Genomic DNA, 25,374 nt, shown 5'->3' with positions numbered 1-25,374 from the left:
CGGTCTGCGCTTTTCCGGATAACGCGCGCCTGAACGCTGCCGTTCCTTGCCAGCCGCGCCGCCCGGCCCTACCTGCCGCGCGTCATGGCCGAACCGCCCATCCTCTCGCTCGAAGGTCTGTCCCTGCAACAAGGCGGGCGCTGGCTGCTGGGCGATCCCGACAAGGGTGATGGCCTCGACCTGCATATCGGCCTGCGAGACAGGCTGGCGCTGATCGGTCGCAACGGTGTCGGCAAGACGACGCTGCTGCGCCTCATCACCGGAGAGATCGAACCCGATCGCGGGGTGCGCAAGACGAAGCCGCACATGAATATCGTCTGGCTCGAGCAGGAGCCGGACTTCGCCGCTCACGCCACCTTGATGGACTTCGCGCTCGCCGGAGATCGTGCCCCGCCCGAACACGGCGTGGAGGCCATTGCCGGCCAGCTCGGTATCGACATGACGACCGATGCGGCGACCGCGAGCGGCGGCGAGAGGCGCCGCGCCGCCATTGCCCGCGCGCTGGCGCAGGAGCCGGACCTGCTGCTGCTGGACGAGCCGACGAACCATCTCGACCTGTCCGCGATCGACTGGCTGGAAAGCTGGCTGACCCGCTACAAGGGCGCATTCATCACCATCAGCCACGACCGGACCTTCCTGAAACGCCTCACTCGCGCAACGCTGTGGCTCGACCGGGGAGACCTGCGCCGCAAGGAAGTCGGTTTCGGCGGTTACGAAGCATGGGAAGAGCAGGTCTATGCCGAGGAAGCGCGCGCGGCGGAAAAGCTCGATGCGAAGCTGAAGATCGAGGCGCACTGGCTGGAACGCGGTGTCACCGCACGCCGCAAGCGCAATCAGGGACGACTGGAAAAGCTGTACGACATGCGCGCCCAGCGCGCAGCGATGATTTCGCCCGGCGGCACGGCAAAGCTCAGCCTGAAGAGCGACGACGATTTCAAGAGCAAGTCCGTCATCGTCGCCGAAGACATCAGCAAGACCTACGACGATCGCCAGGTCATCAAGCCCTTCTCCCTGCGCATCCAGCGCGGCGACCGGATCGGCATTGTAGGGTCCAACGGCGCGGGCAAGACGACGCTGCTCAAAATGCTGACGAAGGAAATCGAGCCGGACAGCGGCACCGTCACCCATGCGCGCACGCTGTCCGGCGTGATGATCGACCAGCAGCGCGCCCTGCTCGATCCGCAAAAGAGCGTGCGCGACATTCTTGCGGAAGGTGGCGACTGGATCGATGTGCGCGGAAATCGCAAGCACGTGCAGGCCTATCTGAAGGACTTCCTGTTCGACCCGTCGCATGTCGATGCGAAGATCGGCACGTTCTCCGGCGGCGAACGCAGCCGCCTGCTGCTCGCCCGCGAGTTCGCGCGCACGTCCAACCTGCTCGTACTGGACGAGCCGACCAACGATCTCGACCTCGAGACGCTCGACCTCTTGCAGGAAGTGATCGCGGATTACGAAGGCACGGTGCTGATCGTCAGCCACGATCGCGACTTTCTCGACCGGACGGTGTCGGTAACGCTGGGCCTCGACGGCAGCGGCACGGTGGACATCGTTGCGGGCGGCTATGCCGATTGGGAAGCGAAACGTAAGAAGCGGCCCGCGAAGAAAGCCACGAGCGGGAATGGCGCCGAGAAGCCGTCACCACCCCCTCCTCCGCCGCCGAAATCGGACAAGCTCTCCTACAAGGACAAGCGCGATTACGAGATGCTGCCGAACAGGATCGCCGAGCTCGAAGCCCTGATAGCCAAGGGTGAAGCTGCATTGGCCGACCCAAATCTTTACGCCGCCGACCCCGACAAGTTCGCCCGCATTTCCAAATCGCTGGAGCTGGCGCGGGAAGAGATCGAGCAGGCCGAAGAACGCTGGCTGATGCTGGCCGAGCGCGTCGAGGCCTGAAGCCCGGGCCAAACGTAACGAACGCGTTAACCACGTCTCCTCAGACCGCATGCACCAAAACGCGGCAAAAGGCGTGGCCATGGGAACCGCCGCTTCCTCCGCCCTTAGGGACGACACCGCATCCGCAGGGCTTGCCTATGGCAGCCTGACGGGCCTTGGCGCACCGCGCAAACTCAAGAAGAAACCGGTGCTGGTGCTAGATCCCGAGGAACTGGCACAGGCCCACGCGATGTTCCACGATGCCTCTGCGGAGATGCTGGGCGAAGACGTCGAACGCGCGCCGCGCCCCGCCACCGTGCTCGGCCTTGCCCCGATGCTGGACGACGATCCGGAAGACATGGGCGCGTCCGACGAAGTCGAAAGCGACGCCGAGGACGATCTGCCTTCGCCCGAAGCGGTGCTTTCACTCACTCACCGCAAGAACGCTCCGCCGGTGGACGACACATTCGCCGCCGAGGATGAGAGCATATTCGCGCCCGACCTGCCGGAGCAGGCGGAGATCGAGGACGGACTGGACCTTAGCACGCGCATCTTCCCGTCCCTACCGCTGCAGCCGGACGCGTCCGATGAAAGCGAGCTGCCTGCCGAGGCCGAAGACGTTGCTCCTCCGGAAACCGGCGACGCCGCGCAGCGCGACGCTTCACTTGAGCACGTGGCCGAAGAGCCCGAAGCGGACATGTCGGCCTTCGACGACACAACTCTTCCAGAGCCCGATGCGCTGTTGTCCGACTACGCCGACCTCACTCCGGAGGAGCCAAAGGTCGATGAAGATCAGGAGGCTCCCGTCGAAGGTCGCGGCACTCACGCCCATACAAGCGATACGGCTTGGGTCGATCCGCTCGATGCGGCGCTGGAGGATGCCCTTAGTGACGAACCGCAAGGCCCGCCGCCCGCACGCTTCGACGAACTGAACCCCGCGAAGAATTACGAGCTTCCCGACGAGGTGTTCGACCTCGAAACGTGGCTTGCCGACCCCGAAGACGCCGATCCGCAGACGCCCAAGCAAGGCGAGCGGCCGGCCCGTATCGACGCTTCGGACCTTGCCGACCACCAAGCCGAGCCGGAGACGAGCCCGCCCATCGAAACGGCCGACAACCGTGTCGACGACATCGCATCGCCGGGCGAGCAAGACGAAAGCGACTCCGACGACGCGCGCTTCACCGTCGCGGAGGACGATGCGGTGGACGGATATGCCTTCATGCGCGATCCGCGCTCGCGCCGCGCCGCCGTCGCCTCCGCCACGCCCGGCCAGCAAAGCGCCCTTCGCGCCAAGCTCCTGCGCGAAAAGGAAGAGGCCGAGGAAGCGGCACGCGCCGCCGAGGCATCGGGTTCGATCCTTCTCAAGCTGTGGAACTGGCTGCGCGGCCTGCTGTCTCGCGATCGCGACTGACCGGGGCGTAAACCACTTCTTCGTATCGACACAATTTCAGGCTATTGCCTTTCGTCTTGCGGAAGATGGAGGATGCGATGTCGATCGAATCAATGGCGAAGGATTTCTTCAACGCGGTCAAGGAAGACCGGCGTGACGACTATCAGGCGATGTGGGCCGACAATATCGTCAGCCTGGAATCGGGCGGCGGCCCCATGTCGCGTGTCGAAGGACGCGAGCAATTGCTTGAGAAGCACGCATGGTGGGAAGACAACACCGAAGTGCACAGCACGAATATGGAAGGTCCATATGTGATCGGCGACCAGTTTGCCGTGCGCTACGAAATGGATGTCACGATGGATGGGGAGCGCAGCCAGATGGCCGAAACCGGCGTATACACCGTGCGGGACGGCAAGATCGCGGAAGAGCGGTTCTTCTATCCGAGTTGATTTGCCACGTCAGGCGATGCGGTAGAAATCGGCCACCCGGTCCAGCGCCAATTTCAACACCAGCTTGCCGCTGCGCGCCGGCCAGGCCAGGGTCTTTTCCGCCACGGGCAGAGTCTCGCCCGCGCATATGACGCGCCACAGCACGTCTTCCAGACCTTTGCCCGCTGCCGCCAGGGCGCGGTCGAAGCGCTGGCGCGCGGCAATCTGGCGCTCCGTCGGATTGAGACCCGCGTCCGGCCCGCCCTTCACTCGCACCGGATCCCAGCGCATGGTCACACTGGCGCTCAGCTGCGCCCGCTCGTAATCCGCGCGCAGTCGCTCGCCCGCATCGAACAAACGGTCGTCGAGATGGCCGCGCGCGTGGAGCCAGGCGAGGGGGCTTTCCGCCGCATTGACGGTGACACTGCGACGTCGCCGCCCGACGCCCTTGCGCCTACGCGGGCCTTCCGGGGTCAATTCACGTTCGACTAGCTGGCGCTGCATCGCTTTTCCTCTTTCTGCTGCAAGAGCGCACTTGCAAAAGCGAATCGGTTGTAGGACAGCGATATTTGCAACCAATTGGGTTAATCAGAGGCGCAGCATGATCAATCGCATTCGCGATATCCGCAAAAGCAAGGGCATGACGCTCGCAGAGGTCGCCGCGGCATGCGAACCGGCGACGACTGCGCAGACGATCGGTCGGCTGGAAACCGGGATGCGCAATCTCTCTCTCGCGTGGATGAACCGTATCGGCGATGCGCTAGGTGTCGATGCTGAGGCTCTCGTCAAAGGGGAAAGCGAGGGGCAGGCGCAGGTCATCGCAAAGCTGACGGCGGCGGGCGCCGAAAGCCTCGCAACCCCGCGCGACGCCATCCTTCCGACCGAGCTGCTCGACAGCGGCGCGCTGATCTGCCTCGAGATAGAGGCTGGTCAGGGCGAATATCGGCCGGGCGATCAACTGTGGATGCGGCAGGTCGCGCCAGATGAGGCGGGCGGCCTGATTAATCGCGACGTGCTGGCCCCGCGATCGGGCGGGCGATTCGCCTTCGGTCGGCTGATCGACCGGCAGGGCGAACTCGTAGGTCTCTTGCCGCCGGGCATAGGCCAGCGGCAGATCGTGATCGACAATCCTGCCTGGCTTGCCGTTGCCGAAATGCTCGTGCGCAAGCTCTGACCCGGGCGCACGCCATGCCGCGCATTCTTTCTCTCGCCACGCTCTATCCGAATGCCGCGATGCCGCGGTTCGGCACTTTCGTCGCGGGACAAATGGAGGCGCTTGCAGCGCGCGATGGGTGGGACGTCACCGTCATCAATCCAATCGGCGTGCCGCCCTTCCCCTTCGGCAAATACCGAGCACTGGCGGCGGCGGCGGCGGTGGACGGCTGTGAGGCGGGCGTGGCCGTTCATCGGCCGCGTTTCACCCTGATCCCGGGGATCGGCGGGCCGGTCAATCCGGCGATGATCGCAAGCGCCGTGCTGCCGCTTGCTCGCGAATTGCATGCGGCGCGGCCCTTCGACCTGGTCGACGCGCAGTTCTTCTATCCCGATGGCCCCGCGGCCATGCGCATTGCGATGGCGCTCGGCCTGCCGCTTAGCATCAAGGCGCGCGGGGCAGATATCTCGCACTGGGGTGGCAAGGGTTATGCGCTTGCCAAGATGCGCAATGCCGCCACGCAGGCGGCAGGCCTGCTCGCGGTGAGCGAAACGCTGAAGCACGACATGGCGGCGATCGGCCTGCAGAAGGAAAAGATCACCGTGCACTATACCGGTCTCGACCGGGAGCTCTTCCGTGTGCGCAACCGCGCGAAACAGCGGCGCAAGGCGGCGGAGCAGTTCGGGCTGACGCTGGCCGATGGCGACCGTCTCGTTGCCTGCGTTGGCGCGCTTATACCGCGCAAGGGTCAGGCAATCGTCCTGCGCGCATTAGCTGGCCTACCGGAAGTGCACTGCCTGTTCGTAGGGAACGGCCCGGATCGCGAAATGCTGGAGAAGCTCGCCTACGAGCTCGACCTGGCACATCGCGCCCATTTCCTCGGAAGCCTCGATCATGGCGCGCTCCCCCGCGTGCTGGCAGCGAGCGAGGCGATGGTGCTCCCGTCGGCTAGCGAGGGGCTCGCCAATGCCTGGGTCGAGGCGCTGGCCTGCGGAACGCCGCTCGTCATCACCGATGCAGGCGGCGCGCGGGAACTGGTGAAGCATGACAGCGCCGGGCGCATTGTCGAGCGCAGCGCGGAGGCCGTCGCGCTCGGCCTGCATGACGTGCTGGCCGCAGCCTATGCGCCTGACCGGGTCGCCGAGAATGCGACCGGCTTCAGCTGGGAAGCGAACGCGGTGGCGCTGGCGGACTACTACCAGCGCCTGCTCGCCTAGACTTCGCCGCGGGCCTTGCGCTCCTGCCGGTCGGCAACGGTTTCCTGCGGCACGAAGCTGTCGCTCGTAACGCCAAGCCAGATCAGGATGGGCGCGGCCATGTAGACCGAGCTGTAAGTACCCACGAAGATGCCCAGCGTAATCGCCGCGACCAGCCCGAACAGGCTCGCCGGACCGAACAGCAGCAGCGGCAGCAACGCGACAAGCAGCGTCAGACTGGTCATCACCGTGCGCGCCAGCGTCTCGTTTACCGAAAGGTCGAGCAATTCGGGCACGGGCATCTTGCGAAACTTCTTCAGATTCTCACGGATACGGTCATAGACGACGATCGTATCGTTCAGCGAATAGCCGATGATCGCAAGGATCGCCGCGATGATCTGCAGACTGAATTCGAGCTGGAACAGCGCGAACATGCCCAATGTCAGCGACACGTCGTGGAACAGCGCGAACAGCGCGCCCACCCCGAACTGCCATTCGAAGCGGATCCAGATATAGGCGGCGATGGCCAGCATGGCGAAAAGCAGCGCATAGACCGACCGTTCGCGGAACTCGCCCGCGACCTTGCCGGATACCGTCTCGTTCGCATCGCGCCGGACGTTGTCGAATTCGGCCTGGATCGTGCCGATCACCTCTTCGCCGATGGCCGTCGCAGCGCCGTCCTGTTCCTCCGCGCCTTCGGGCAAGCGCACGCGGATAGAGATCGAATTGGGATCGCCGAAACGCTGGATGGTCGGTTCGCCGTAACCCAAATCGCCCAGTTCGCTGCGGAGCTGCGCAATGGGCGCTTCCTCGCGATCGACGAAGGTCACGCGCACTTCCTGGCCGCCGGCAAAATCGACGCCGTAATTCAGGCCCTTGGTCAGCACCAATGCCCAGCTTGCCGCGATCAGCAGCAGGCTGACGACGTAGAACGGCACCCGCCACTTCAGGAAGGCGATGTTGGTGTTTTCGGGGACGAGTTTCAGAAGTTTCATGCGATCTCCTCCCTTACACGTTCAATTCGCTGGGGCGCTTGGCCTTCAGCCAGCGCGCGACCCACATGCGGGTGAGCACCACCGCGGTGAACACGCTGGTGAACAGGCCGATGATGAGAACGACGGCAAAGCCTCGAACCGGGCCGGAGCCGAACATGAACAGCAATACGCCGGCGATGAAATTGGTGACATTGGCGTCATAAATGGCGCGGCTCGCTTCCTTGTATCCTGTCTCCACCGCGGCGACCACGCGCCGCCCGCGCCTGCGCTCTTCCCTTATCCGCTCGTTGATCAGCACGTTGGCGTCCACCGCCGCACCGATGGTGAGCACGAAGCCCGCGATGCCGGGCAGCGTAAGCGTCGTGTTCATCACCGCCATGATGCCGAGGATCATCAGCACGTTCAGCACCAGCGCTACGGTGGAATAAATTCCGAAGCGACCGTAGGCGGCGATCATCAGCGCGATGACGAGGAGCGAGCCGATCGCCATGGCGAGGCCGCCCTTGACGATGCTATCGCGCCCGAGATCGGGGCCGACCGTGCGTTCCTCGATCACGGTCAAGTCCACCGGAAGCGCGCCCGAGCGCAGCTGGATGGCGAGATTGTTGGCACTGTCCACGGTAAAGCTGCCGGAAATCTGCGCGCTGCCGCCAAGGATCGGCTCGTTGAAACGGGGCGCGGAGATCACTTCATCGTCGAGAATGATGGCGAAGCGATTGCCGACATTGTCCGTGCTGAGCTGCGCAAAGCGCCGCCCGCCTTCCGGATCGAACTGAATGTTGACCACAGGCTCGTTGGTCTGTGGATCGAAGCCCTGCTGCGCGCCCGTGAGGCTGTCTCCCCGGATGCCGCCCAACCGCACGACGGCTTCCGCCTGGCCTGCAAGATCGCCTTCCGGCGCATACGGCACGATTTCGCTGCCCGGATTGGCCACGCCCTGCACGACGTCGCTCGGCAAGGCATTGGCATCCACCAGCTTGAATTCGAGATTGGCGGTCTGGCCCAGCAGGTCTTTCAGCGCCTGCGGATTGTCGAAGCCGGGCACCTGCACCACGATGCGGGTATCGCCCTGGCGGATGATGGTAGGCTCTCGCGTGCCGAGCGCGTCGATACGGCGGCGCACCACTTCGGTGGCGCTTTCCATCGCATCGGCCACGGCCTCGTCCAGCCCCTGATCGGTCTGGCTGAGGATGACGCGAGTGCCGTCCTCGACCCGCCATTCCCACTCGGCAACCAGGCCGGTGCCATTGATGAAGGTCCGCAGCTCTTCACGCGCCCGATCGAGATCGGCCGGATTCTCGACCATGAAGGAAAGCCGACCGTCGAGCGTCGAGACGTCGCCGATCTCGATGCGCGGTTCCGCGTTGCGCATGGCGTCGCGAACCGTTTCCTCTGCGGATTCAAGCCGCTGCTCGGCCACTTGCTCGGGACTGGCTTCGAGCAAAAGATGGCTGCCACCGGCAAGGTCCAGCCCGAGATTGATTTCCGGCGCGTCGAGATCGTCCAGCGCACCCGAGCCGCTTAGCGCGGTGATGGTCGGCACGGCGAGGACCGCCAGCGCCAGCGTTATCCCCCAGAGGAAGATGCGCTTCCAGAGCGGAAAATCGAGCATGGCCCTACCCTCGCCCCAGCTGTCAGTCGTTCGCCGGCTTGCCGCCGGGCGCGAGGATATCGCCGATGGTGGATTTCACCACCTTGATACGGGTGCCTTGCGCGATTTCCACTTCGGCGTAATCGTCATCGACCTTGATCACCTTGCCGACGATGCCGCCGGCGGTCACCACCTTGTCGTTCTTCTTCAGCCCGCCAATCTTCGCCTGGTGTTCCTTGTGCCGCTTCATCTGCGGGCGGAAAAGCAGGAACCAGAAAATTAGCACCATGCCGATGATCGGCAGGAACTGCACCCATCCGGGAGGCGCATCGCCGCTCGCGGCGGCGGTCAGAATATCAAGCATGTGGTCGGTCCATCCCGAACGTGAATTGGTGTCGCAATACAGGGGAACGGCCGGTGCGATGACGTGTCGCCACACCCCCTCCCCAGCTGTCGGGCGGAGCGCCTAGCAGCATTGCGGGAAGGTGGCAATCGAGGTGCTTGCTATCAAGCCCTGCCCTTTCTATAGGCGCGTTTCCACTGGTATCGGGACGTGGCGCAGTCTGGTAGCGCACTATACTGGGGGTGTAGGGGTCGCTGGTTCGAATCCAGTCGTCCCGACCAGTGGGTTTGGGATTTTTATGGTTCGGAGCGCGCGTCCGCGCGCTCATCCTCGGCGCTGGTCCCTCCGCTCCGCTTCGGGGCGCCTGCGGGCGGCCGTTCGGCCTTGCCAGCCTCGGCTGGTTTCTAGCGCGAACCCGGTCTTTCGATCATTCATCGATATCGCTGTCCTACACGAACCTTATCGGTTCATGCCCTTTCGATTTTAAACCGAAAGGAGCAATTGCAATGGCCATCATCGAATCCCTCATCGGGCCCATCGCCTCAATCATCGACAAGATCATTCCCGACAAAGAAGCGCGCGAACGGGCGAAGATCGAGCTGATCAAGCTCGAAGGCACGCAGGACATGCGCAAGATCGAGGCGCGGCTTTCGGCGATCATCGCCGAAGCGAACAGCAGCGACCCGTGGACGAGCCGCGCGCGGCCCAGTTTTCTCTACGTGATGTATGCGATCATCCTGTTCGCCATCCCGATGGGCGTGCTTTCCGCCTTCTCCGCCGATGCGGCACAGCAGATCGGCGATGGCATCACCGCCTATCTGCGTGGCCTACCCGATGAGCTCTACGCCCTCTTCGGCACAGGCTATCTCGGCTACACCGCCGCGCGTCAGTGGGGCAAGGTAAAGGGCGTGGAGAAATAGCGCCAGGACACTGTCACACCTGTCACACCCCTGTTGGACAAGCAGCTTGTGAACGTGCATGCGTTTGCCCTTGGCCCCGCCCCCCGCATGGGGCTAAGGGCACGCGCATGACCGATACCGTCTTCATTCTCAATGGCCCGAACCTCAACCTGCTCGGCGTACGCGAGCCCGAAGTCTACGGCTCGGAATCGCTGGACGATCTGGCAACGCGGGTGGAGGACAAGGCCAAGGCGCTCGGCCTCGAAGTCGATATGCGCCAGTCTAACCACGAAGGGCATTTGACGGACTGGCTCCACGAAGCACAGGCCGATGGCGCCAAGGCGGTGATCCTCAATGCAGGGGCGCTTACGCATACCAGCCTGGCGCTTTACGATGCGATCAAGTCGATCCGCACGCCGGTAATCGAAGTGCACATCTCCAACCCCGCTGCGCGCGAGGCGTATCGCCACAAGAGCTACGTCGGCATGGGCGCGGTCGGCTCGATCCAGGGCTTCGGAACCTATGGCTACGAACTCGCGCTGGAAGCGGCGGCACGGCTCTAGCGCGCTTGCCAAGGGGCGCGGGCAGGTCTAGCCCCGCCGCCAACGACTGACATCTGATACGGGGAATACATGGCCGAAAAGAAGCCTTCCGCGCCACGCGGCGGCATGAGCGTCGATCCCGCGCTCGTCCGCGAACTGGCTGAAATGCTGTCCGAAACCGGGTTGACCGAAATCGAGGTGGAGGAAGGCAGCAAGCGCATTCGCGTGGCGCGCAATGTCGCTGCGGTGGCCGTCGCCGCCCCCTCCATGGCCGCTCCGGCCCCGGCACCGGCCGCCGCGCCCTCGCCTGCCGCGGCAGCCGAAGAAAGCCCGACGCCCGCCGGCGCCGACAACGCCAACGCGATCAAGTCGCCCATGGTCGGCACGGCCTATCTCGCCCCGGAGCCGGGTGCTGACAACTTCGTCGCAATCGGCGATCCGGTGAAGAAGGGCGACACGCTGCTGATTGTCGAGGCGATGAAGGTGATGAACCCGATTTCCGCTGAAAAGGACGGCACCGTCCAGCAATTGCTGATCGGCAATGGCGAGCCGGTGGAATTCGACCAGCCGCTCGTCATCGTCGCGTAAGGCTGCGCGAAGCATGGGCATCTCCCGCATCCTGATCGCCAATCGCGGCGAAATCGCATTGCGCATTCACCGCGCCGCGCACGAGATGGGCATCGAGACGGTGGCCGTGCACTCGACCGCCGATGCCGATGCCATGCATGTTCGCCTGGCCGATCACGCGGTGTGCATCGGCCCGCCTGCTGCCAGCGAAAGCTATCTCAACACCGCTGCCATCATCTCGGCAGCGGAAATCACCGATGCGGACGCCATCCATCCAGGATACGGCTTCCTGTCCGAAAATGCGCGCTTCGCCGAGATCGTCGAAGCGCATGGCATCGCGTGGATCGGCCCGAAGCCCGAACATATCCGCACGATGGGCGACAAGGTCGCGGCGAAGAAGACGGCGGGTGCCCTCGGACTACCGCTGGTGCCGGGCAGTGACGGCGCGGTATCGGACTTCGACGAGATGCGGGCTGTCGCGGCGGAGATCGGCTATCCCGTGCTGGCCAAGGCCGCAGCGGGCGGCGGTGGTCGCGGCATGAAGGTCGTACCGAGCGAGGACCAGCTCGAAAGCCTTGTTCGCCAGGCGATGAACGAGGCGAAGTCGGCTTTCGGCGACGACACCATGTATCTGGAAAAATACCTCGGCAATCCGCGGCATATCGAATTCCAGGTCTTCGGTGACGGCAACGGCAATGCCATCCATTTGGGTGAGCGGGATTGTTCGCTGCAGCGTCGACACCAGAAAGTGTTCGAGGAAGCACCCTCCCCGGTGATCACGGACGAAGAACGCGCACGCATGGGCGGGATCGTCGCCGATGCGATGGCCGCGATGGGCTATCGCGGCGCGGGCACGATCGAATTCCTTTGGGAAAATGGCGAGTTCTATTTCATCGAAATGAACACGCGCCTGCAGGTCGAGCATCCGGTGACCGAAGCGATCACCGGCGTCGATCTGGTGCGCGAGCAGATCCGCGTCGCCGATGGCAAGGCGCTTTCGGTTTCGCAGGACGAGCTCGAGTTCAAGGGCCACGCGATCGAATGTCGCATCAATGCAGAGGATCCATTCACTTTTGCGCCCTCGCCCGGCGAAGTGACCTATTACCACGCCGCGGGCGGCATGCATGTGCGCGTCGATAGCGGCCTTTATGCCGGATACCGCATCCCTCCCTACTACGATTCCATGATTGCCAAGCTGATCGTCTACGGTCGCACCCGCGAAGGCTGCCTGATGCGGTTGCGCCGGGCGCTGGAAGAGACCGTGATCGAAGGGATCAAGACGAACATCCCGCTCCACGAAGAGCTCGTGCGGGAGCCGGACGTGATCAGCGGAGATTACACCATCAAATGGCTCGAGGAATGGCTGGCGAAGCGGGAGACTTAACGCTTCCGCCGCTGGATGAGCACGAATTCACAAAGCGCCTGCCGGTATGGACGGCGCTGGCGCAGCTCTTCCTCGACACCGAGCATGCGCCCGCCATCCGCGATGGCATGGCGCGCGATATCGCGGCGAGCGCCTACGATATCGAAGCGATAGACGAAATACTGAAATCCGAAGTCGCGCCGATGTTTGGCGGCAATTTGCTATCCGTCGCTGGAGCATGGGAACTGTGGGGCGAAGACCAAATTGCCGCCATCACGCGGAGAGAGCTATTGGAGAGCGGCGGACTCAGCCTTACACAGCGCGCAACTGGGAAACTTGCGATGCGGATGATCCGGGGCGATTGGAAGGGCCTGCGCCAGCGCGTGCTCGCGCAGCGGAGCTGACCCCCTTTGCGCATCTTGCGCGTTGACCGGGCATGACACTCCAGCCCCAGCCCTTCAGCAAGACCAACGATCTGCCCGAACCGCGCGAGCCGGTCGGCCATATCAAGCTCCATTTTGCGGGCGACACCGATGACGGGGACCACCCGATCCACGACCTCTCTGCGTGCGCAAAGGTCGGAATCGCGCTGTTTGTCGCAGGCGACGAGGCGCATGCCGTCGAGCGGCTGACAATCGGCAAGCATGGCTGGCTGACCGATCATCGCTCGTTCAAGCTGAAGGATTTCCTCGATCTGCGCGATCCGGAGGAAGAGGTCGATATCGAAGGGCTAGCCTATATCGACGAATGGCTATGGGTGACCGGCAGCCATTCGCGTACCCGGCACGATCCACGCGATGACGGCAAGGCGCCCGACACAATCGACATCGCGAAATTCGCTGACCTGAAGGACACGCGCCCGCGCTGCGTGCTGGCTCGCATTCCGGTGGTGTTCGACGAAGACGGCCAGCCGATCCTGGTTAAAGAGGCGGGCGACAGGCGCGCCGGGCTTGTTGCGCAGAAAAAGAACCAAGGCAGCACGCTCGGTCGCTATTTCGCCAAGGACAAGCTGCTCGGCCCATCGATGGCAATGGCGGCCAAGGAAGGCGGGCTCGACATCGAAGGCATCGCCGCCGCTGGCGACGGTCGCATCGCGCTCGGCCTTCGTGGGCCGGTTCTGCAGACGTTTGCAGTTCTGGTCGAACCGCAGATCGAGCCAAAGAAAAGCGGCAAGCTGCACCTGTCAGGAAAGCCGATGAAACGCTTGCTCGATCTGGGTGGTCTGGGCATGCGCGATTTGGCATTGCGCGGTGACGACCTGTGGATCCTCGCCGGGCCGACGCAGGATCTGGACGGGCGCTGCGCGATTTATTTCTGGCGCGACTGGGCGAACGAGCCTCCCGAAAACGAACAGGACGTCCGCCTGCATCGGCCCGAAAGGCTGTTCGATCTGCCGGTAAAACTCAATGCCGACCACCCTGAGGGCATAGATTTCTGGGAAGACGGCGACGGCAATGAGCGGCTGCTGGTCTGCTATGACAGTCCGGCCGAAGCGCGCCTCGATCTGGACAAGGGCACCATACTGGCGGATCTCTTCGCCATCGACTAGGCAGAAAGACATGGCTCTGCGCGCTCTTGCCCTTCTGCTGATCGGCCTCGGTACTGTAGTCCTGACCTTACCCTACTGGCTGCCTTCGGTCGCCGAAGTCCGAGTGACGGGTGAAACATTTGCGCGCACCGGACAGGTCGGCGGGGCGATCATTGGCATCGGCATCGCGGTGCTCGTGGTGGCGGTGTTTCGCCGCCGACGCTAATCGAAGCTGAGCCCCTGCGCTTTCGCCTCGGCAATCACTTCCTCGCCCGTTAGCTTTGGATGCTCCCCGGGAAGGGTCGACCAGGCCGCGCGCTCCTCGACGAAAATCTCCCGCTCGACGGGCAGATCGTTCGCATCGGCAAACAATCCGGCAAGGAAACTGCGATTGCCGGTCGGCAGGAATTTGTACCAGAGGTGACTGCCGCACGTCCCGCAAAAGGCGCGCTCGGCCCAGTCGCTGGACCTGTGGACGCGGATCGCGTCCTCGCCCGCAAGGCTGAAGCTTTCTCCCTCTAGCGCCGGATACCAAGCGCCGGTCCACCGGCGGCACATGTCGCAGTGACACACCTCGACATGCTGCTTGGGGTTTTCGAGCGTGACCTGAACCGCACCGCACAGGCAGCGCCCGTCGGTCGTGGGCCCGCTCATTGGTGATCCATCGGCACGCCGGGCTCATGCTTGGCGGTGCGGATGGTCAGGCTCGTTTTGATGCTCGCCACATTCGGTGCAGGCGTCAGCTTGCTGGTCAGAAATTCCTGGAAGCTTTGCAGATCGCGGCTGACAATCTTCAGGATGAAGTCGATCTCGCCATTCAGCATATGGCACTCGCGCACTTCGGGCAGTGCATTGATGTGATCCTCGAACGCGCGCAGATCCTCCTCCGCCTGGCTGCGCAGGGAGACCATCGCGAACACGGTGATCGCAAAGCCCAGCTTCGAAGCGTCCAGATCGGCGTGATAACCCTTGATGACGCCGTCTTCCTCAAGCGCGCGGACGCGGCGCAGGCACGGTGGTGCCGTCAGGCCCACCCGGCGAGCAAGGTCCACATTCGTCACCCGTCCTTCCGCCTGCAATTCCGCCAGCAGTTTTCGGTCGATCGTATCGAGTGTCGCCATCGCTCTCTCCTTCGTGGCGAGCGCAATTTCTGCGCTACGTTCGAGAATGAATGGGCAAGCAAATGCCCGAGTTCCGTACGATTGTTGTGTATGCCCGCAACTGTCCCCTTTTGCAACGCGCGCGCCGCCGCGCATGTGCCCGAGAGACGCCGGAGCTATGCGGTCGGTGGGAAATTCTTAACCACCCGCCTGCCGGAGCTTTCATGCAATTCGACGATCGCCTTGCCACAGTCCTGCGCAACCGCGCAGATGGCGAGCTGGCGGCACGTACGCAATTCCGGCAGCTTCTCGACCTTTTGGGAACTGCCCAAGACAGCGCCGACAGCGAGCTACGCAACGCGGCCTATGCGCGGCTGTCCGAACTGGCCGAGACACTGCCGCAAGAGGAGCAGGCGCGGATCCTTCGGGAGCCCGGTATTCGGCTGCGTCGACCGCGCCTCGTGCGACTGCTCGCCGCGGGCGACGCCAAGACTGCAGCCTCCGCCATGGCAACAGCGCGACTGACGGACGAGCAATGGCTGGCGCTGATACCGGACCTGCCCGTCACTGCACGCGGCTTCCTGCGTCATCGCCGCGACCTTTCCGATGATGTGAAGGCGCTTCTGAAACGTCTCGGTGTGCACGATCTGGCCCTTCCCGAACCGGTGCAAGCCGCAGCGGAGCGGGCCCGCGGTGATCGAGCCGACGGATCGCCGGCCGCCGGGATCGGCGCCCTTCGCCAGCGGATCGAGGCGTTTACCGAGACTCGTCGCAGTCAGCCGCGCGCGCCGCGACTGCCGCTCGGCGACAGGGAGGAAAGCGCACCGCTGACCGCGATCGACTTCGCCACCGACCCCGGCGGAACCGTCATCTGGTCCGGCGGCAAGGCAGCACCCATGATGGTCGGCATGGCGCTGTTGCCCCCGAGCGGCGGCACGCTTGCAACGCTCGCGCCTGCAACCATCGCCGCAGCGCTGCGACGCGGGCCGCTGAACGCAGAAGAGGTTGCAATCGACGCCGCTCCGCAGATTTCCGGCGGCTGGTTGATCGAGGCAGCACCGCTGTTCCATCGACAGACCGGCGGCTTTCTAGGCTATCGCGGCAGGCTGACGCGCGCACCGGAGAAATCCGACACGGGCGAGTCGCAAGGCGATCAGATGCGCCAGGTCCTGCACGAATTGCGCACGCCGGTGAACGCGATTCAGGGTTTCGCGGAGATCATACAGCAGCAACTCTTCGGGACGGCACCTCACGAATATCGCGCTCATGCCGCCGCGATATCGGTCGATTCCGCCAAGCTTCTGGCCGGGTTCGATGAGGTGGATCGGCTGGTGAAACTGGAAAACGCTGTCGTCGCGCTGGACGAAGGCCGCACAGACCTGCGGGCCACCATCACCGAAACAACGCAACGCCTCCAAGGCGTTCTGCGACCCCGCAATGCCGGTTTCGCACTCGATGTGAGCGATGGCGATTTCACCGTGGCGCTGGATCGCGGAGAAGCGCTTGCCCTGTGCTGGCGCTTGCTGGCCACCGCCGCGGGCGCGCTGGCGCCGGGAGAACAGATCGCGCTGAGCCTGCGCTCCGATGGGGCGAAGGTAGAATTGCAGATGGATGTGCCGCGCGCCCTTGCCGAAAATGGCCGCCCGGACACCACATCCAATGCGCGCAGGCGCGCTGTGAGTGCAGGCATTTTCGGGCCGAGTTTCTCTTTCCGCCTCGCCCAGGCGGAAGCGCGCGCCGCTGGCGGATCGCTGACATGCGACGATCACCGTGTGACACTCGTCTTGCCTGCCTTGACCGGGTCGGCAGACGATCCTAGCGCAGAAACGGGACGAGCGAGCGGATAGGATTATCCGCGCGCAAGCTGGAGAGACATCGTGGCGATGCGCAGTCTTCTCGACCCGCCTCCGGCAAGTGCCTTTGCTCGCTTTCGCGATCGCATCCCGCGCTTCCTGCTGACTGTCGATACCGAGGAGGAATTCGACTGGGACAGCCCGCTGAGCCGCGACACGCACGGCACACAGCATGTCCGTCGTCTCGCCAATTTCCAGGAATTTTGCGAGGCCGAAAAAGTCGTTCCCATCTACTTGGTCGACTGGCCGATCGCCAATTCCGCCGTCGCCGCCGACATTCTTCGCGAACCGTTGGAAAACGGCATGGCGGAAATCGGCCTTCAGCTGCATCCATGGGTCAATCCGCCACATGAAGAGGAGGTGACGCAGGCCAATTCCTTCGCCGGAAACCTGCCCCCTCGGCTGGAAACGGCAAAGATCGACACGTTGCGCGACATCATAGAAAGTCGCTTCGGCGTCGCGCCGCTTATCTATCGCGCCGGGCGATACGGCGCAGGCGCGCATACCGCGCAGATCCTCTCCGACGCGGGCTTCGCGCTCGACACTTCTGTGCGGCCCAAATTCGACTACTCCCACGCAGGTGGCCCCGATTATCGCAACCATCCCGCGCATCCCTACTGGGTCGACGACGAGCGCAGCCTGCTCGAACTGCCGCTGACGACCGCCTATTGGGGCATGCTGCGCCGACAGGGCGATGCGATCTATCCCCGATTGTGGCGGGCACCCGCACTGCGCGGGATGCTGTCGCGGCTCGGCCTGCTGGAGCGGGTGCCCCTCACTCCGGAAGGCACCAGCGTGGATGAAGCGATCCGCGGTATCGACATCGCGCTCGACGATGGATTGCCGCTACTGGTCTTCTCTTTTCACAGCCCGTCGCTGCGGCCCGGCGACACGCCCTATGTCCGATCCGAGGACGATCTGGACGAGCTTTACCAATGGTGGCGGCGCATCTTTGCCTATCTCGAGCAGCGCGGCGTCAAGCCTTCCAGCATCAAGGACGTGATGCGCACGGTGGAGCGCTGACGCATGCGATATGGACGAAGGCTGCCGTGGCGCTAGAGTGCGGCGCATGAGCCAGTCTGCCGCCAAGCCGCGCGTCACCAGTTTCGAAGTCGCCGAGCGCGCCGGGGTCAACCAGTCCACCGTAAGCCGCGCTTTGTCGGGCGATCCCTCGATCACGGAGCAGACGCGGGAGCGGGTGCGCGAAGCCGCCGATGCGCTGGGCTACCGCGTCGATGCCCGCGCCGCACGCCTGCGCAGCGGCAAGACGCGCACGATCGCCATCGTCGTGATCACCCGGCCGGGCATGGGTGCGACCGAGATCAATCCGTTTCATTACAACCTGCTCGGCAGCACCTGCGCCGCGGCATCGGACATGGGATATCAGGCGCTCGTCTCCTTCCAGTCCGAAGCCGGACATTTCGACGGCGACTATGTCGAGACGCGGCAGGCCGATGGAGTGGTGCTGCTCGGCACGAGCACGAACGACGCGGCCTGGGATTACCACCACGCCATGCTGGGCCGCGCTGATGTCGCAAGCTGGGGTTCGCCCTTCGTCGATCACCCTCGCGTCGACTCGGACAATCGCCAGGGCGCGCGGCTGGCGGTCGAGCGCCTCTTGGCTGGCGGGCACCGCCAGATCGCATTCATCGGCGATACGCGCGAGATCCAGAACCAGTTTCGCGAGCGTTACGACAGCTATTGCGATGTCATGGGCGCCAACGAGCTTGAGCATGGACCGCCAGTCTGGGTCGAAGGCAAAACCCGGGTGGAGCAGGGTCGCCTGTCCGCTGCTGCGCTGATTGACAGCGGTCGCCGCTTCGATGGCATATTCTGCTCCTGCGATGCGATGGCGCTAGGGGTGCTCGAATTGCTGCACGAACGCGGCGTCGGAGTGCCGGACGAGGTCGGCGTCATCGGTTTCGACGGACTTGGCAGCGGCGCGTACTCCAACCCCCCGCTCACCACCGTCGAGCCCGATTTCCGCCAGGCGGGCGTACTGCTCGCAGAAGCTGCTCTGGGCGAAAGTGACGCGGCAAAGACCCGGCGCGTGCCGGTGCAGCTGGTCGAGCGGGAAAGCGTGCGCAAGACGCGCTAGCGAGCCGATGAACGCGTCGTGGTTCCAGATGAATTGGTCGGGGAGACAGGATTCGAACCTGCGACCCTCTGCTCCCAAAGCAGATGCGCTACCAGGCTGCGCCACTCCCCGACCGGGGTACCGCCGAAGCGGTCTCTTGCACGAAGGGCTGGTGGGCCCGGCAGGATTCGAACCCGCGACCTAGCCGTTATGAGCGGCCAGCTCTAACCGCTGAGCTACAGGCCCGTGTCGACCATTCGTGCGGTTGCAGCCCCTAGAGCGCTAGGGACGAGGCTGCAAGCGCGCTCATTCGCCCGCGACTATCCCTCCGCCCGCTATCGAGCCTGCCTCGTTCGCCAGCACCTGCGTCACGGCGGTCCACACCGCGACATTCTGCGCCAGGTCGAGCGGAGAAACCTTGTCGAGCGTGTCGTTCTCGGTGTGATGCAGGTCGAAATAGCGGCTGCCATCCTGCTGAAGATCGATGATCGGCCCACCCTGATCGCGCATGATGTTGAGGTCCGCACCGCCGCGCGCGACGATATTGGGCGCAGGCACGACGCCGTAGGGTGCCGTGGCTTCGGTCAGCCGTTCGAACAAAGCTGGATTGGATTGCGAGAAATTCGTTTCCAGCCGCCAGATCGGTCCGGCGCCGAAATCGCTTTCCAGACCCACACCCATTTCCTCATTCGTATGCGCAGCGGAATAGGCGCTGCTGCCCCACAGGCCCGTTTCCTCTGCCCCGGCGAACAGCACGCGGATCGTGCGCAGAGGCTGGCCACGCTCCGCCACGCGAAGGGCGGCGGTCGCTGCGATGGCGCAGCCGGAGGCATCGTCCACGGCGCCGGGTGAATTGTCCCAACTGTCGAGATGGCAGGCCAGCAGCACGGGCGGCAGGGAAGGATCGCGCCCGACGATCTCCGCCGTTACGTTCGCGCTCATCACTTCGCCCAGGAAGCGCGGCGTCAGCACCAGCTCCATCGCGATGGGCTCGTCCGAGCGGCGCAGCATGCGTTCGAGCTGGTCGGCATCGGGATTGCTGAGCGCGGCGGCCGGGATCGGGTCGACGCCATCGGGCCAGCTTGTCGCGCCGGTATGCGGCTGCCGGTCGTTATCGGTGCCGATCGAGCGAATCACGATGGCCGCTGCGCCCTTCTGCGCGGCGATGCCGGGCCCTTGCCGCCGCGGCGATCCGAAATATCCGTAATGTGATCCATCCTGCGTGGCGCGCATCGCATTGCCGATATAGACGATCTTGCCGGCGACTTCGCTTTCCGGAGCATCGCGCAGGTCCGCTATGGAGGCAAAATGCACGATCTGGCCCGTTATTCCTTCAGCGCCGGTCGCGTCGCTGAAGCCGAGCGCGGTCAGCACCATGTCCTGCGGGAATGGAGCGACGATCCGCGCGCGCTCTTCGCCGCGCACCCAACCGTCGATGGGGAACGGCTCTTCGACGATGTTCTGGAAATTGTGCGCGCGCAGCCACTCGATCGCCCAGGCGCGCGCCCTTGCTTCATCCGGTGTGCCAGCCAGGCGCGGGCCGATCTCGGTGGTCAGGCCTTCGAGGAAATCCCAGGCGATCTCGTCATGCGCGCCCGGTTCGAGGCCATAGCGGCTGTCATAACGCTGGGCGGCGGCGGTGGTTGGAATGGCGAGTGAAAGCGCGGCAAGCGCGAGCAGAGATGTCTTCATGGGCGCATTGGCTAGGCGAAGCCCGCGCGCCTGCCAAGGCCTCACCAGAAGCGGCTGCCCGGTACGCCCTTGAACGGTCCGGCCACCTTGCTCGTGATCCAGCCGCCATAGAACTGACCCGGTTGCGGAATGACCTCTTCGCCATCGACAAGGCAGCGATCGAATGGAGCGGCGTAGAATGCGACGAAATCGGCGAGCAGCCTGAAGCTCGGCGTGGGATTGGGATAGGACCAGCCGACCTTTTCCAGTACATCGTCACCGGCAAGCACATCCCAATATTTCGCTGCGCCTTTCCATTCGCACATGGATGAACCCGCAGCGCGCCGCAAAACGCCGTCGGCGATGTCGGCGGGCGGAATGTAGTAATTGGGCGGATGGCTCGTTTCGAGCACGCGAACCGCATTACGCGTATCGGCGACCACGACGCCGCCATGCTCGATGACGATATGGGCGCGGGTCGGCTCTGCGATCGCGGGTCGCGGATAGTCCCAGACGCTTTCCTGGCCGGGACCGACGGGATCGGGATCGGGGCGCATCATGTGCGCGATGCCAAACGCTGTAGCCGTGGCCGGATACGCAGGAAAAGCCGGTACAGTCTCTCGAAAGCGTCGCCGAAAAGCGGCAAGCGGGCCAGCTCGCCAAGCGGCCTTAGCAGTGGGATAGCGCGCCACATGGCGGCAAAGCCAGCCGCGCCGGAGAGCACGTGGTCGCCTTCACGAACGTGGAAGCGCTGTAGAAGATCATCTTGAGACACGGGGCAATTGGCAGGCGAGTCGCCGCTGACATCGACAAAATCGATAGCCCCGCGTCGGTCCAGCCGCCGCAGAAAGGCGATTTCCCGGCTGCAAAGCGGGCATGCGCCGTCGTACCAGACTGTAACGTGAGGCACCTCGCCTCCTCTAGACGGCGTCGTGACCGTAAATATCTTCACGAAATTCGATCCGATCGCCCTGCGGCATGGCCGTGAAATAGGTGATGTAGATCGGCACCGGCGCGACGAGCGGAACGACCTGCTCGGGATCGTCGCCTGCTTCAGGCATCTCACCTTCCATCAGCCAGCGGCCGAGCGCTTCGGGCCGCTCGAGGCGGACGCAGCCCGCACTGAACAGTCGCTCGTCATCCTCGAAGAGATGCGTGCTGGGCGTATCGTGCAGGAAGATACCGAGATCGTTGGGAAACATAAATTTCACAGAGCCCATGCCATTGCCGACACCCGGCTCCTGGCGCAGGCGCAAATCGAGTTCGCCGCTGCGGACCGCGTCCCAGTCGACTTCGCTGGGCTGCAACTGGACGGCATCGTCGCCAAAACCCGACAGGATGCGAAAGCCGGTGCGGTTCAGATAGGCACGCCCACCATTGATAACGCGGCTCGCATAGCGATCGCGCACCAGGTCAACTGGGACATTCCAATATGGGTTGAGCACCGCATGGCGGATCAATCCGGCCATGATCGGCGTCTGCGTTTGCGACCGACCGACGACGACGCGCATCGTGTCTTCCACTTCGCCGTCTTTCATCATGGAAAGATGCTGGGTCGCGATATCGACGAAGACGTAGCGATGGCCGAGAAAATCGGGAAGATCGCGAGCACGGGCCAGATTCTGGTCGAGAATCGCGATATAATGGTCTGCGCCGCGATTGAGCGCGGCGATCATTTCCGCATCGACATGTTCGCCTTGCGACAGGCCGTGCATATCACGGAAAAGGCGCACACGCTCTGCAAGCGCGGCGTCGAATTTTGTGCCGCCGCTGAGGCCGAGACGCGCGCGAAGAGCCGAAACGCGTTCGCCGCTGTCGCCCTCTTCAAGAGCGCCACCGGATGCGATTTGCGTTGTTGGCAGGTCACCCCATTCGGAGCGATACCGCTGTAGAGCGTCGGCCAGATCGCGCTCTACCCAATTGGCCTCCAGCGCAGCTTCGTCAGCATTTGCGGGCATCTGCCCTTCAAAGAGCAGATGAACATCGTCCGCCTGAACGAACAGATCGCTGTCGTCCGGGTTTGATGCAAGCGCTGCTCGCGGGGCGAGGCACATAAGCCCCACCCCGACAAACAATGCAGCGCAGTGCCGCTTCAAATTCTTAGAAAACAACACTGCACAGTTCCTTAGCCACGCTCACCGGTGGTGGGGGCGACCATCTGACGCGGCGGGTTCACCGCACGGGCAGTCCAAACCGCAGTCTGGCAATCGCTGGCGAGGCTGTAAGCACGGCCCGCGACGAAGCGATTGTCGTAATCGTAGCACTCGGTCGCCAGGCTGCTCTGCAGGCAAAGCTCGTCACCGCGCACAAACCAGTTGGCGGTCGCCGTCTGGCCGGTCGTGTTCGAAATGGTGGCAACACCGGTCGAACCGAAGAAGATGCTGTTGCGCGTGCCGTCAGCGAAAACGACATCAACGGTCTGACCGCGCAGCTCGTCGCCGTCGGCGTCCATGTCCTGCGCAACCGCCGGGGTGGCCATCAACATTGCGGCTACAGTAGCCATTCCAGTTACATACTTCATGCGAATACTCCTTCTCGTCACCTTGGTGTTTCGCTCGATCACGACGGAAATCTCACCCTCATTCGATCCCGAGACAACTTTTTTTCTTACCAGACATTCACCCATAAATTATTGATTCTTTTTGAAAATCGGTTCAGAAACCGGTTGACATACCCGGATGAATGTGGTGCTTTTGCAATGCTTCGGGAGCAAAAACGGTTCCCAATCTTTTCAACACTGGGATTATTTGCTAGCCGGTCCCGGAAATTAGAAATTACCAAGCGAGGAAAAATATATGAGCTTTATGAGGACAATGTCTTTCGGTGGTGCGGCACTCGCCATGGCAGCGACGCCCGTCGCCGCTCAGGCGAACTCGCTCTCCGCCTTCTCTTTCCAGCTGAACGCCATGAGTGCGTTTGCCTGCCCGCCGCAGGCTCAGGATTGTGTGCTTCCGGTTCCGCCGGCTGCTCCGGCTCCTGTCCCGGCGCCGGCTCCGGCAGCCGCTCCGGTTGCTGCTCCGGTCGTTGAGTCCGGCGGCGGCCTCGGCTTCCTTCCGGTTCTTCTCGGCGCGGCTGCGCTGGGTGGCCTGATCTTCTTCCTTGAAGACAATGAAGACGAAGATCTGCCGACTTCGCCGTAAGACACGAAGCGATTGTAGATTGATTAGCGGCTCGCCCTTCGGGGCGGGCCGTTTTTTCGTGGGTGGTGGAGATCGCCGGATAGCAGCCCTTGCGGATCGGGCGCTTCAGCCGCCGATAATGTCGGCCAGTTCCCAGCCTGACAGGAAAGCGCATTCCACTCGCGGGCCGAGCAGCCAGTCGCCGCACACGCCGATTCCGCTGGCGGAATTCCACAGGGCACCCTCGCCTGCATTGCCGCTCATGGAATAGCGCCAGCGATGGGCGGAGACGTGACGCGCTAGCGGCACCGCCCCGCCGACCTGCTCCCGAAACGCGTCAAGCAACAGCGTCGCGACGCCATCGGCCTCTTCCTCCAGATATTCGCGGCTCCATTCGGGCGAGCCCTGAATCACCCAACACTCGTTTCCGGCGCGCTGAGGCTTGGCGGAATTGCGCGCAGCCCAACCGATGGAGCCGGCGTGTCGCAGAGTGTCGGGCGCATCGAGCTGACCGTCGAATGCAGCCATCACCGTCCAGCATGGGTCGGACACGGTCCGCTCGGCCAACTCCGCGAAGTCCGGTGCGTGATCCGCCAGCAAAGCGGGCACCTGCTCGGCAGGTGTCGCCACCACCACAGCATCGAAATTGTCATCGCCCACTCGCCAGCCTTCGCCGTCCGCAGTGATCGTCTCGATCCGCGTGGCGAAGTGGACATGCTGTTCGCTCGCCATCGCCTTGATAGGGGCGTTCATGCCCGGCGTGCCGACCCATGCTCCGTCCTTTGCAGCGGGCCACTTCGCAACCACGCCGTCGGCTTCCCAGCGCGCAACCTGCTCGCCGAAGCGATCGTCGCTCACTGTGAGATATTGCGCGCCATGATCGAAGTGCAGAATCTTGCCATCGACCTCGGCGCGCCGCGTCGCCATACGGCCGCCCGGACCGCGGCCCTTGTCGAACAGCTTGACGTCATGGCCCGCTGATTTCAATCGAGCGCCGCAGCTCAGGCCCGCCATACCGGCACCGATGATCGCAATCTTCATGAGCTATTCCCGGCCTAGTGCTTTTCGACGTCGACGCCTTCGAGAAGGATATCGTCCAGCTCGTCGCCATGCAGCACGGAAACGTCACCCGTCGATTCCAGCACGACGGCGCGCACCTTCTCGGTGTCGAGCACATTGGCTTCGCGCAGTTTGGCATACAGATCGCCTTCGGCCACGCGCGTCTGCCGCAAGGCGTTGTGATTGATCTTCCCATTGCGCATCAGAATGACAGGCGAATTCTGGATGAAACTCTCGATCGTATCGGACGACTTGCGCAGCCGTCCGGCGATCACCTGCAACACGAACAGCCCGGTCATTGCCAGGGATATCTGTCCAAATTCGACCCAATCCTTTACCTGCGCCGCGCTGGCAAGGAGCGAACCCAGGGCAACGGTCATGACGAAATCGAAATTGGTCATTTTCGACAAGGACCGCAGGCCGACAATGCGGATCTGCACAATCACCCAAACAAGGCCCAGCATGGCGAGAAGGAAGCCGCGCACCAGCGGATCGAGCGTTTCGTTGTCGATGAACATGCTGGCTTAACCTGCACGGACGCGCTTACGTTCCAACCGCCTTGCCCGATGCGCCGCCAGCGCCTATCTGCGCAGCCGAAATTCCAATCCATAATCGATTACCCGAAGGA

29 protein-coding genes and 3 tRNA genes are annotated in these 25,374 nt (G+C 63.5%); 17 read left to right on the top strand and 15 right to left on the bottom strand.

The annotated features are described in order from the left end of the window. Positions 1–84: 84 nt before the first annotated feature. The 3 genes from D6201_RS02120 (at position 85) to D6201_RS02110 (ending at position 3,711) form a co-directional block, all read left to right on the top strand. Positions 85–1,893 (top strand): ABC-F family ATP-binding cassette domain-containing protein, encoded by a 1,809-nt coding sequence (locus D6201_RS02120; RefSeq protein ID WP_120047199.1) that lies wholly within the window; start codon positions 85–87, stop codon positions 1,891–1,893. A gap of 79 nt (positions 1,894–1,972) precedes the next feature. Beyond that, a complete protein-coding gene (locus D6201_RS02115; RefSeq protein ID WP_120047198.1) occupies positions 1,973–3,283 on the top strand; it encodes a prolipoprotein diacylglyceryl transferase in 1,311 nt (436 codons plus the stop codon). Between the two features lie 77 nt (positions 3,284–3,360). Further along, positions 3,361–3,711 carry a nuclear transport factor 2 family protein gene (locus tag D6201_RS02110; protein WP_120049142.1) on the top strand — a complete coding sequence of 117 codons (351 nt, stop codon included), beginning with the start codon at positions 3,361–3,363 and terminating at the stop codon, positions 3,709–3,711. A gap of 9 nt (positions 3,712–3,720) precedes the next feature. Here D6201_RS02110 and D6201_RS02105 read toward each other — a convergent pair whose 3' ends face one another. Then, positions 3,721–4,194, bottom strand: coding sequence for a DUF6456 domain-containing protein (locus D6201_RS02105; RefSeq protein WP_120047197.1), 474 nt, complete (start codon positions 4,192–4,194; stop codon positions 3,721–3,723). A 97-nt stretch (positions 4,195–4,291) separates the two neighbouring features. Between D6201_RS02105 and D6201_RS02100 the strand changes: the two genes are divergently transcribed. Both D6201_RS02100 and D6201_RS02095 read left to right on the top strand, forming a co-directional pair. Next, a complete protein-coding gene (locus tag D6201_RS02100) occupies positions 4,292–4,864 on the top strand; it encodes a helix-turn-helix domain-containing protein (RefSeq protein WP_120047196.1) in 573 nt (190 codons plus the stop codon). 14 nt (positions 4,865–4,878) lie between these two features. Then, positions 4,879–6,060: a glycosyltransferase gene (locus D6201_RS02095; protein WP_120047195.1), complete on the top strand. Its 1,182-nt coding sequence runs from the start codon at positions 4,879–4,881 to the stop codon at positions 6,058–6,060. Here D6201_RS02095 and secF read toward each other — a convergent pair. The 3 genes from secF to yajC are packed head-to-tail and all read right to left on the bottom strand — an operon-like array spanning position 6,057 to position 8,989. Next, positions 6,057–7,034 carry a protein translocase subunit SecF gene (secF, locus tag D6201_RS02090; RefSeq protein ID WP_120047194.1) on the bottom strand — a complete coding sequence of 326 codons (978 nt, stop codon included), beginning with the start codon at positions 7,032–7,034 and terminating at the stop codon, positions 6,057–6,059. The two genes, D6201_RS02095 and secF, sit on opposite strands and share 4 nt — an antisense overlap. 13 nt (positions 7,035–7,047) lie before the next feature. Next, on the bottom strand, positions 7,048–8,646 hold the full coding sequence (gene secD, locus D6201_RS02085; protein WP_120047193.1) for a protein translocase subunit SecD: 1,599 nt from the start codon (positions 8,644–8,646) through the stop codon (positions 7,048–7,050). A 22-nt stretch (positions 8,647–8,668) separates the two neighbouring features. Beyond that, on the bottom strand, positions 8,669–8,989 hold the full coding sequence (gene yajC / locus D6201_RS02080; protein WP_120047192.1) for a preprotein translocase subunit YajC: 321 nt from the start codon (positions 8,987–8,989) through the stop codon (positions 8,669–8,671). Between the two features lie 183 nt (positions 8,990–9,172). Between yajC and D6201_RS02075 the strand changes: the two genes are divergently transcribed. From D6201_RS02075 to D6201_RS02040, 8 genes are all read left to right on the top strand, one after another. Continuing rightward, positions 9,173–9,249: transfer RNA gene (locus D6201_RS02075), tRNA-Pro, on the top strand. Between the two features lie 225 nt (positions 9,250–9,474). Further along, positions 9,475–9,888: a holin family protein gene (locus D6201_RS02070; RefSeq protein WP_120047191.1), complete on the top strand. Its 414-nt coding sequence runs from the start codon at positions 9,475–9,477 to the stop codon at positions 9,886–9,888. Between the two features lie 107 nt (positions 9,889–9,995). Then, positions 9,996–10,430 (top strand): type II 3-dehydroquinate dehydratase, encoded by a 435-nt coding sequence (gene aroQ / locus D6201_RS02065; RefSeq protein WP_120047190.1) that lies wholly within the window; start codon positions 9,996–9,998, stop codon positions 10,428–10,430. A 105-nt stretch (positions 10,431–10,535) separates the two neighbouring features. Then, positions 10,536–10,997 (top strand): acetyl-CoA carboxylase biotin carboxyl carrier protein, encoded by a 462-nt coding sequence (gene accB, locus D6201_RS02060; RefSeq protein ID WP_242447390.1) that lies wholly within the window; start codon positions 10,536–10,538, stop codon positions 10,995–10,997. Positions 10,998–11,010: 13 nt separating this feature from the next. Further along, entirely contained in the window at positions 11,011–12,360 is a 1,350-nt protein-coding gene (gene accC / locus D6201_RS02055) for an acetyl-CoA carboxylase biotin carboxylase subunit (RefSeq protein ID WP_120047188.1), read from the top strand. After that, positions 12,336–12,743 (top strand): DUF7079 family protein, encoded by a 408-nt coding sequence (locus tag D6201_RS02050; RefSeq protein WP_120047187.1) that lies wholly within the window; start codon positions 12,336–12,338, stop codon positions 12,741–12,743. Before accC ends, D6201_RS02050 begins: the two co-directional genes overlap by 25 nt. A gap of 32 nt (positions 12,744–12,775) precedes the next feature. Then, positions 12,776–13,888: a DUF3616 domain-containing protein gene (locus D6201_RS02045; protein WP_120047186.1), complete on the top strand. Its 1,113-nt coding sequence runs from the start codon at positions 12,776–12,778 to the stop codon at positions 13,886–13,888. A 10-nt stretch (positions 13,889–13,898) separates the two neighbouring features. Then, entirely contained in the window at positions 13,899–14,093 is a 195-nt protein-coding gene (locus D6201_RS02040; protein ID WP_120047185.1) for a hypothetical protein, read from the top strand. On the opposite strand, the gene D6201_RS02035 is transcribed toward D6201_RS02040, so the two are convergent. Further along, on the bottom strand, positions 14,090–14,521 hold the full coding sequence (locus D6201_RS02035; RefSeq protein ID WP_120047184.1) for a GFA family protein: 432 nt from the start codon (positions 14,519–14,521) through the stop codon (positions 14,090–14,092). The two genes, D6201_RS02040 and D6201_RS02035, sit on opposite strands and share 4 nt — an antisense overlap. Beyond that, positions 14,518–14,988, bottom strand: a complete 471-nt coding sequence (locus D6201_RS02030; RefSeq protein ID WP_120047183.1) for an Lrp/AsnC family transcriptional regulator — start codon at positions 14,986–14,988, stop codon at positions 14,518–14,520. The genes D6201_RS02035 and D6201_RS02030 overlap by 4 nt, the downstream gene beginning before the upstream one ends. A 203-nt stretch (positions 14,989–15,191) precedes the next feature. Between D6201_RS02030 and D6201_RS02025 the strand changes: the two genes are divergently transcribed. Genes D6201_RS02025 through D6201_RS02015 form a run of 3 tightly spaced genes read left to right on the top strand, consistent with a single transcriptional unit; the run spans position 15,192 to position 18,918 of the window. Beyond that, entirely contained in the window at positions 15,192–16,814 is a 1,623-nt protein-coding gene (locus D6201_RS02025; RefSeq protein ID WP_120047182.1) for a sensor histidine kinase, read from the top strand. A 36-nt stretch (positions 16,815–16,850) separates the two neighbouring features. After that, positions 16,851–17,843: a polysaccharide deacetylase family protein gene (locus D6201_RS02020; RefSeq protein ID WP_340137528.1), complete on the top strand. Its 993-nt coding sequence runs from the start codon at positions 16,851–16,853 to the stop codon at positions 17,841–17,843. Positions 17,844–17,889: 46 nt separating this feature from the next. Further along, positions 17,890–18,918: a LacI family DNA-binding transcriptional regulator gene (locus D6201_RS02015; protein ID WP_120047180.1), complete on the top strand. Its 1,029-nt coding sequence runs from the start codon at positions 17,890–17,892 to the stop codon at positions 18,916–18,918. 34 nt (positions 18,919–18,952) lie between these two features. Here D6201_RS02015 and D6201_RS02010 read toward each other — a convergent pair. The 7 genes from D6201_RS02010 to D6201_RS01980 all read right to left on the bottom strand — a co-directional run bounded on the left by D6201_RS02010 (position 18,953) and on the right by D6201_RS01980 (position 23,089). After that, positions 18,953–19,029 (bottom strand) — tRNA-Pro (locus tag D6201_RS02010). 38 nt (positions 19,030–19,067) lie between these two features. Continuing rightward, positions 19,068–19,143, bottom strand: a tRNA-Ile gene (locus D6201_RS02005). A 60-nt stretch (positions 19,144–19,203) separates the two neighbouring features. Beyond that, positions 19,204–20,589 carry a M28 family peptidase gene (locus D6201_RS02000; protein ID WP_120047179.1) on the bottom strand — a complete coding sequence of 462 codons (1,386 nt, stop codon included), beginning with the start codon at positions 20,587–20,589 and terminating at the stop codon, positions 19,204–19,206. A 41-nt stretch (positions 20,590–20,630) separates the two neighbouring features. Continuing rightward, the gene (locus D6201_RS01995; protein ID WP_120049141.1) at positions 20,631–21,125 is read right to left on the bottom strand and encodes a DUF427 domain-containing protein; all 495 of its coding nucleotides are present in this window, start codon (positions 21,123–21,125) and stop codon (positions 20,631–20,633) included. Then, positions 21,125–21,478 (bottom strand): thiol-disulfide oxidoreductase DCC family protein, encoded by a 354-nt coding sequence (locus D6201_RS01990; protein ID WP_120047178.1) that lies wholly within the window; start codon positions 21,476–21,478, stop codon positions 21,125–21,127. The genes D6201_RS01995 and D6201_RS01990 overlap by 1 nt, the downstream gene beginning before the upstream one ends. A gap of 10 nt (positions 21,479–21,488) precedes the next feature. Further along, complete coding sequence (locus D6201_RS01985; protein ID WP_165853471.1) at positions 21,489–22,526, bottom strand: L,D-transpeptidase family protein; 1,038 nt, start codon at positions 22,524–22,526, stop codon at positions 21,489–21,491. Between the two features lie 167 nt (positions 22,527–22,693). Continuing rightward, entirely contained in the window at positions 22,694–23,089 is a 396-nt protein-coding gene (locus tag D6201_RS01980) for a hypothetical protein (RefSeq protein ID WP_133303921.1), read from the bottom strand. Between the two features lie 319 nt (positions 23,090–23,408). On the opposite strand from D6201_RS01980, the gene D6201_RS13005 reads away from it, so the two are divergent. Next, positions 23,409–23,708: a hypothetical protein gene (locus tag D6201_RS13005; RefSeq protein ID WP_193725683.1), complete on the top strand. Its 300-nt coding sequence runs from the start codon at positions 23,409–23,411 to the stop codon at positions 23,706–23,708. Between the two features lie 105 nt (positions 23,709–23,813). Here D6201_RS13005 and D6201_RS01970 read toward each other — a convergent pair whose 3' ends face one another. Further along, a complete protein-coding gene (locus D6201_RS01970) occupies positions 23,814–24,728 on the bottom strand; it encodes an NAD(P)/FAD-dependent oxidoreductase (protein ID WP_120047175.1) in 915 nt (304 codons plus the stop codon). 14 nt (positions 24,729–24,742) lie between these two features. Further along, a complete protein-coding gene (locus D6201_RS01965; protein ID WP_120047174.1) occupies positions 24,743–25,264 on the bottom strand; it encodes a DUF421 domain-containing protein in 522 nt (173 codons plus the stop codon). Positions 25,265–25,374: the final 110 nt, after the last annotated feature.

The organism is Aurantiacibacter aquimixticola (assembly GCF_003605475.1).
GTDB classification, from domain to species: Bacteria; Pseudomonadota; Alphaproteobacteria; order Sphingomonadales; family Sphingomonadaceae; genus Alteraurantiacibacter; species Alteraurantiacibacter aquimixticola_B.
This window is presented reverse-complemented; position numbering and strand designations above follow the sequence as displayed.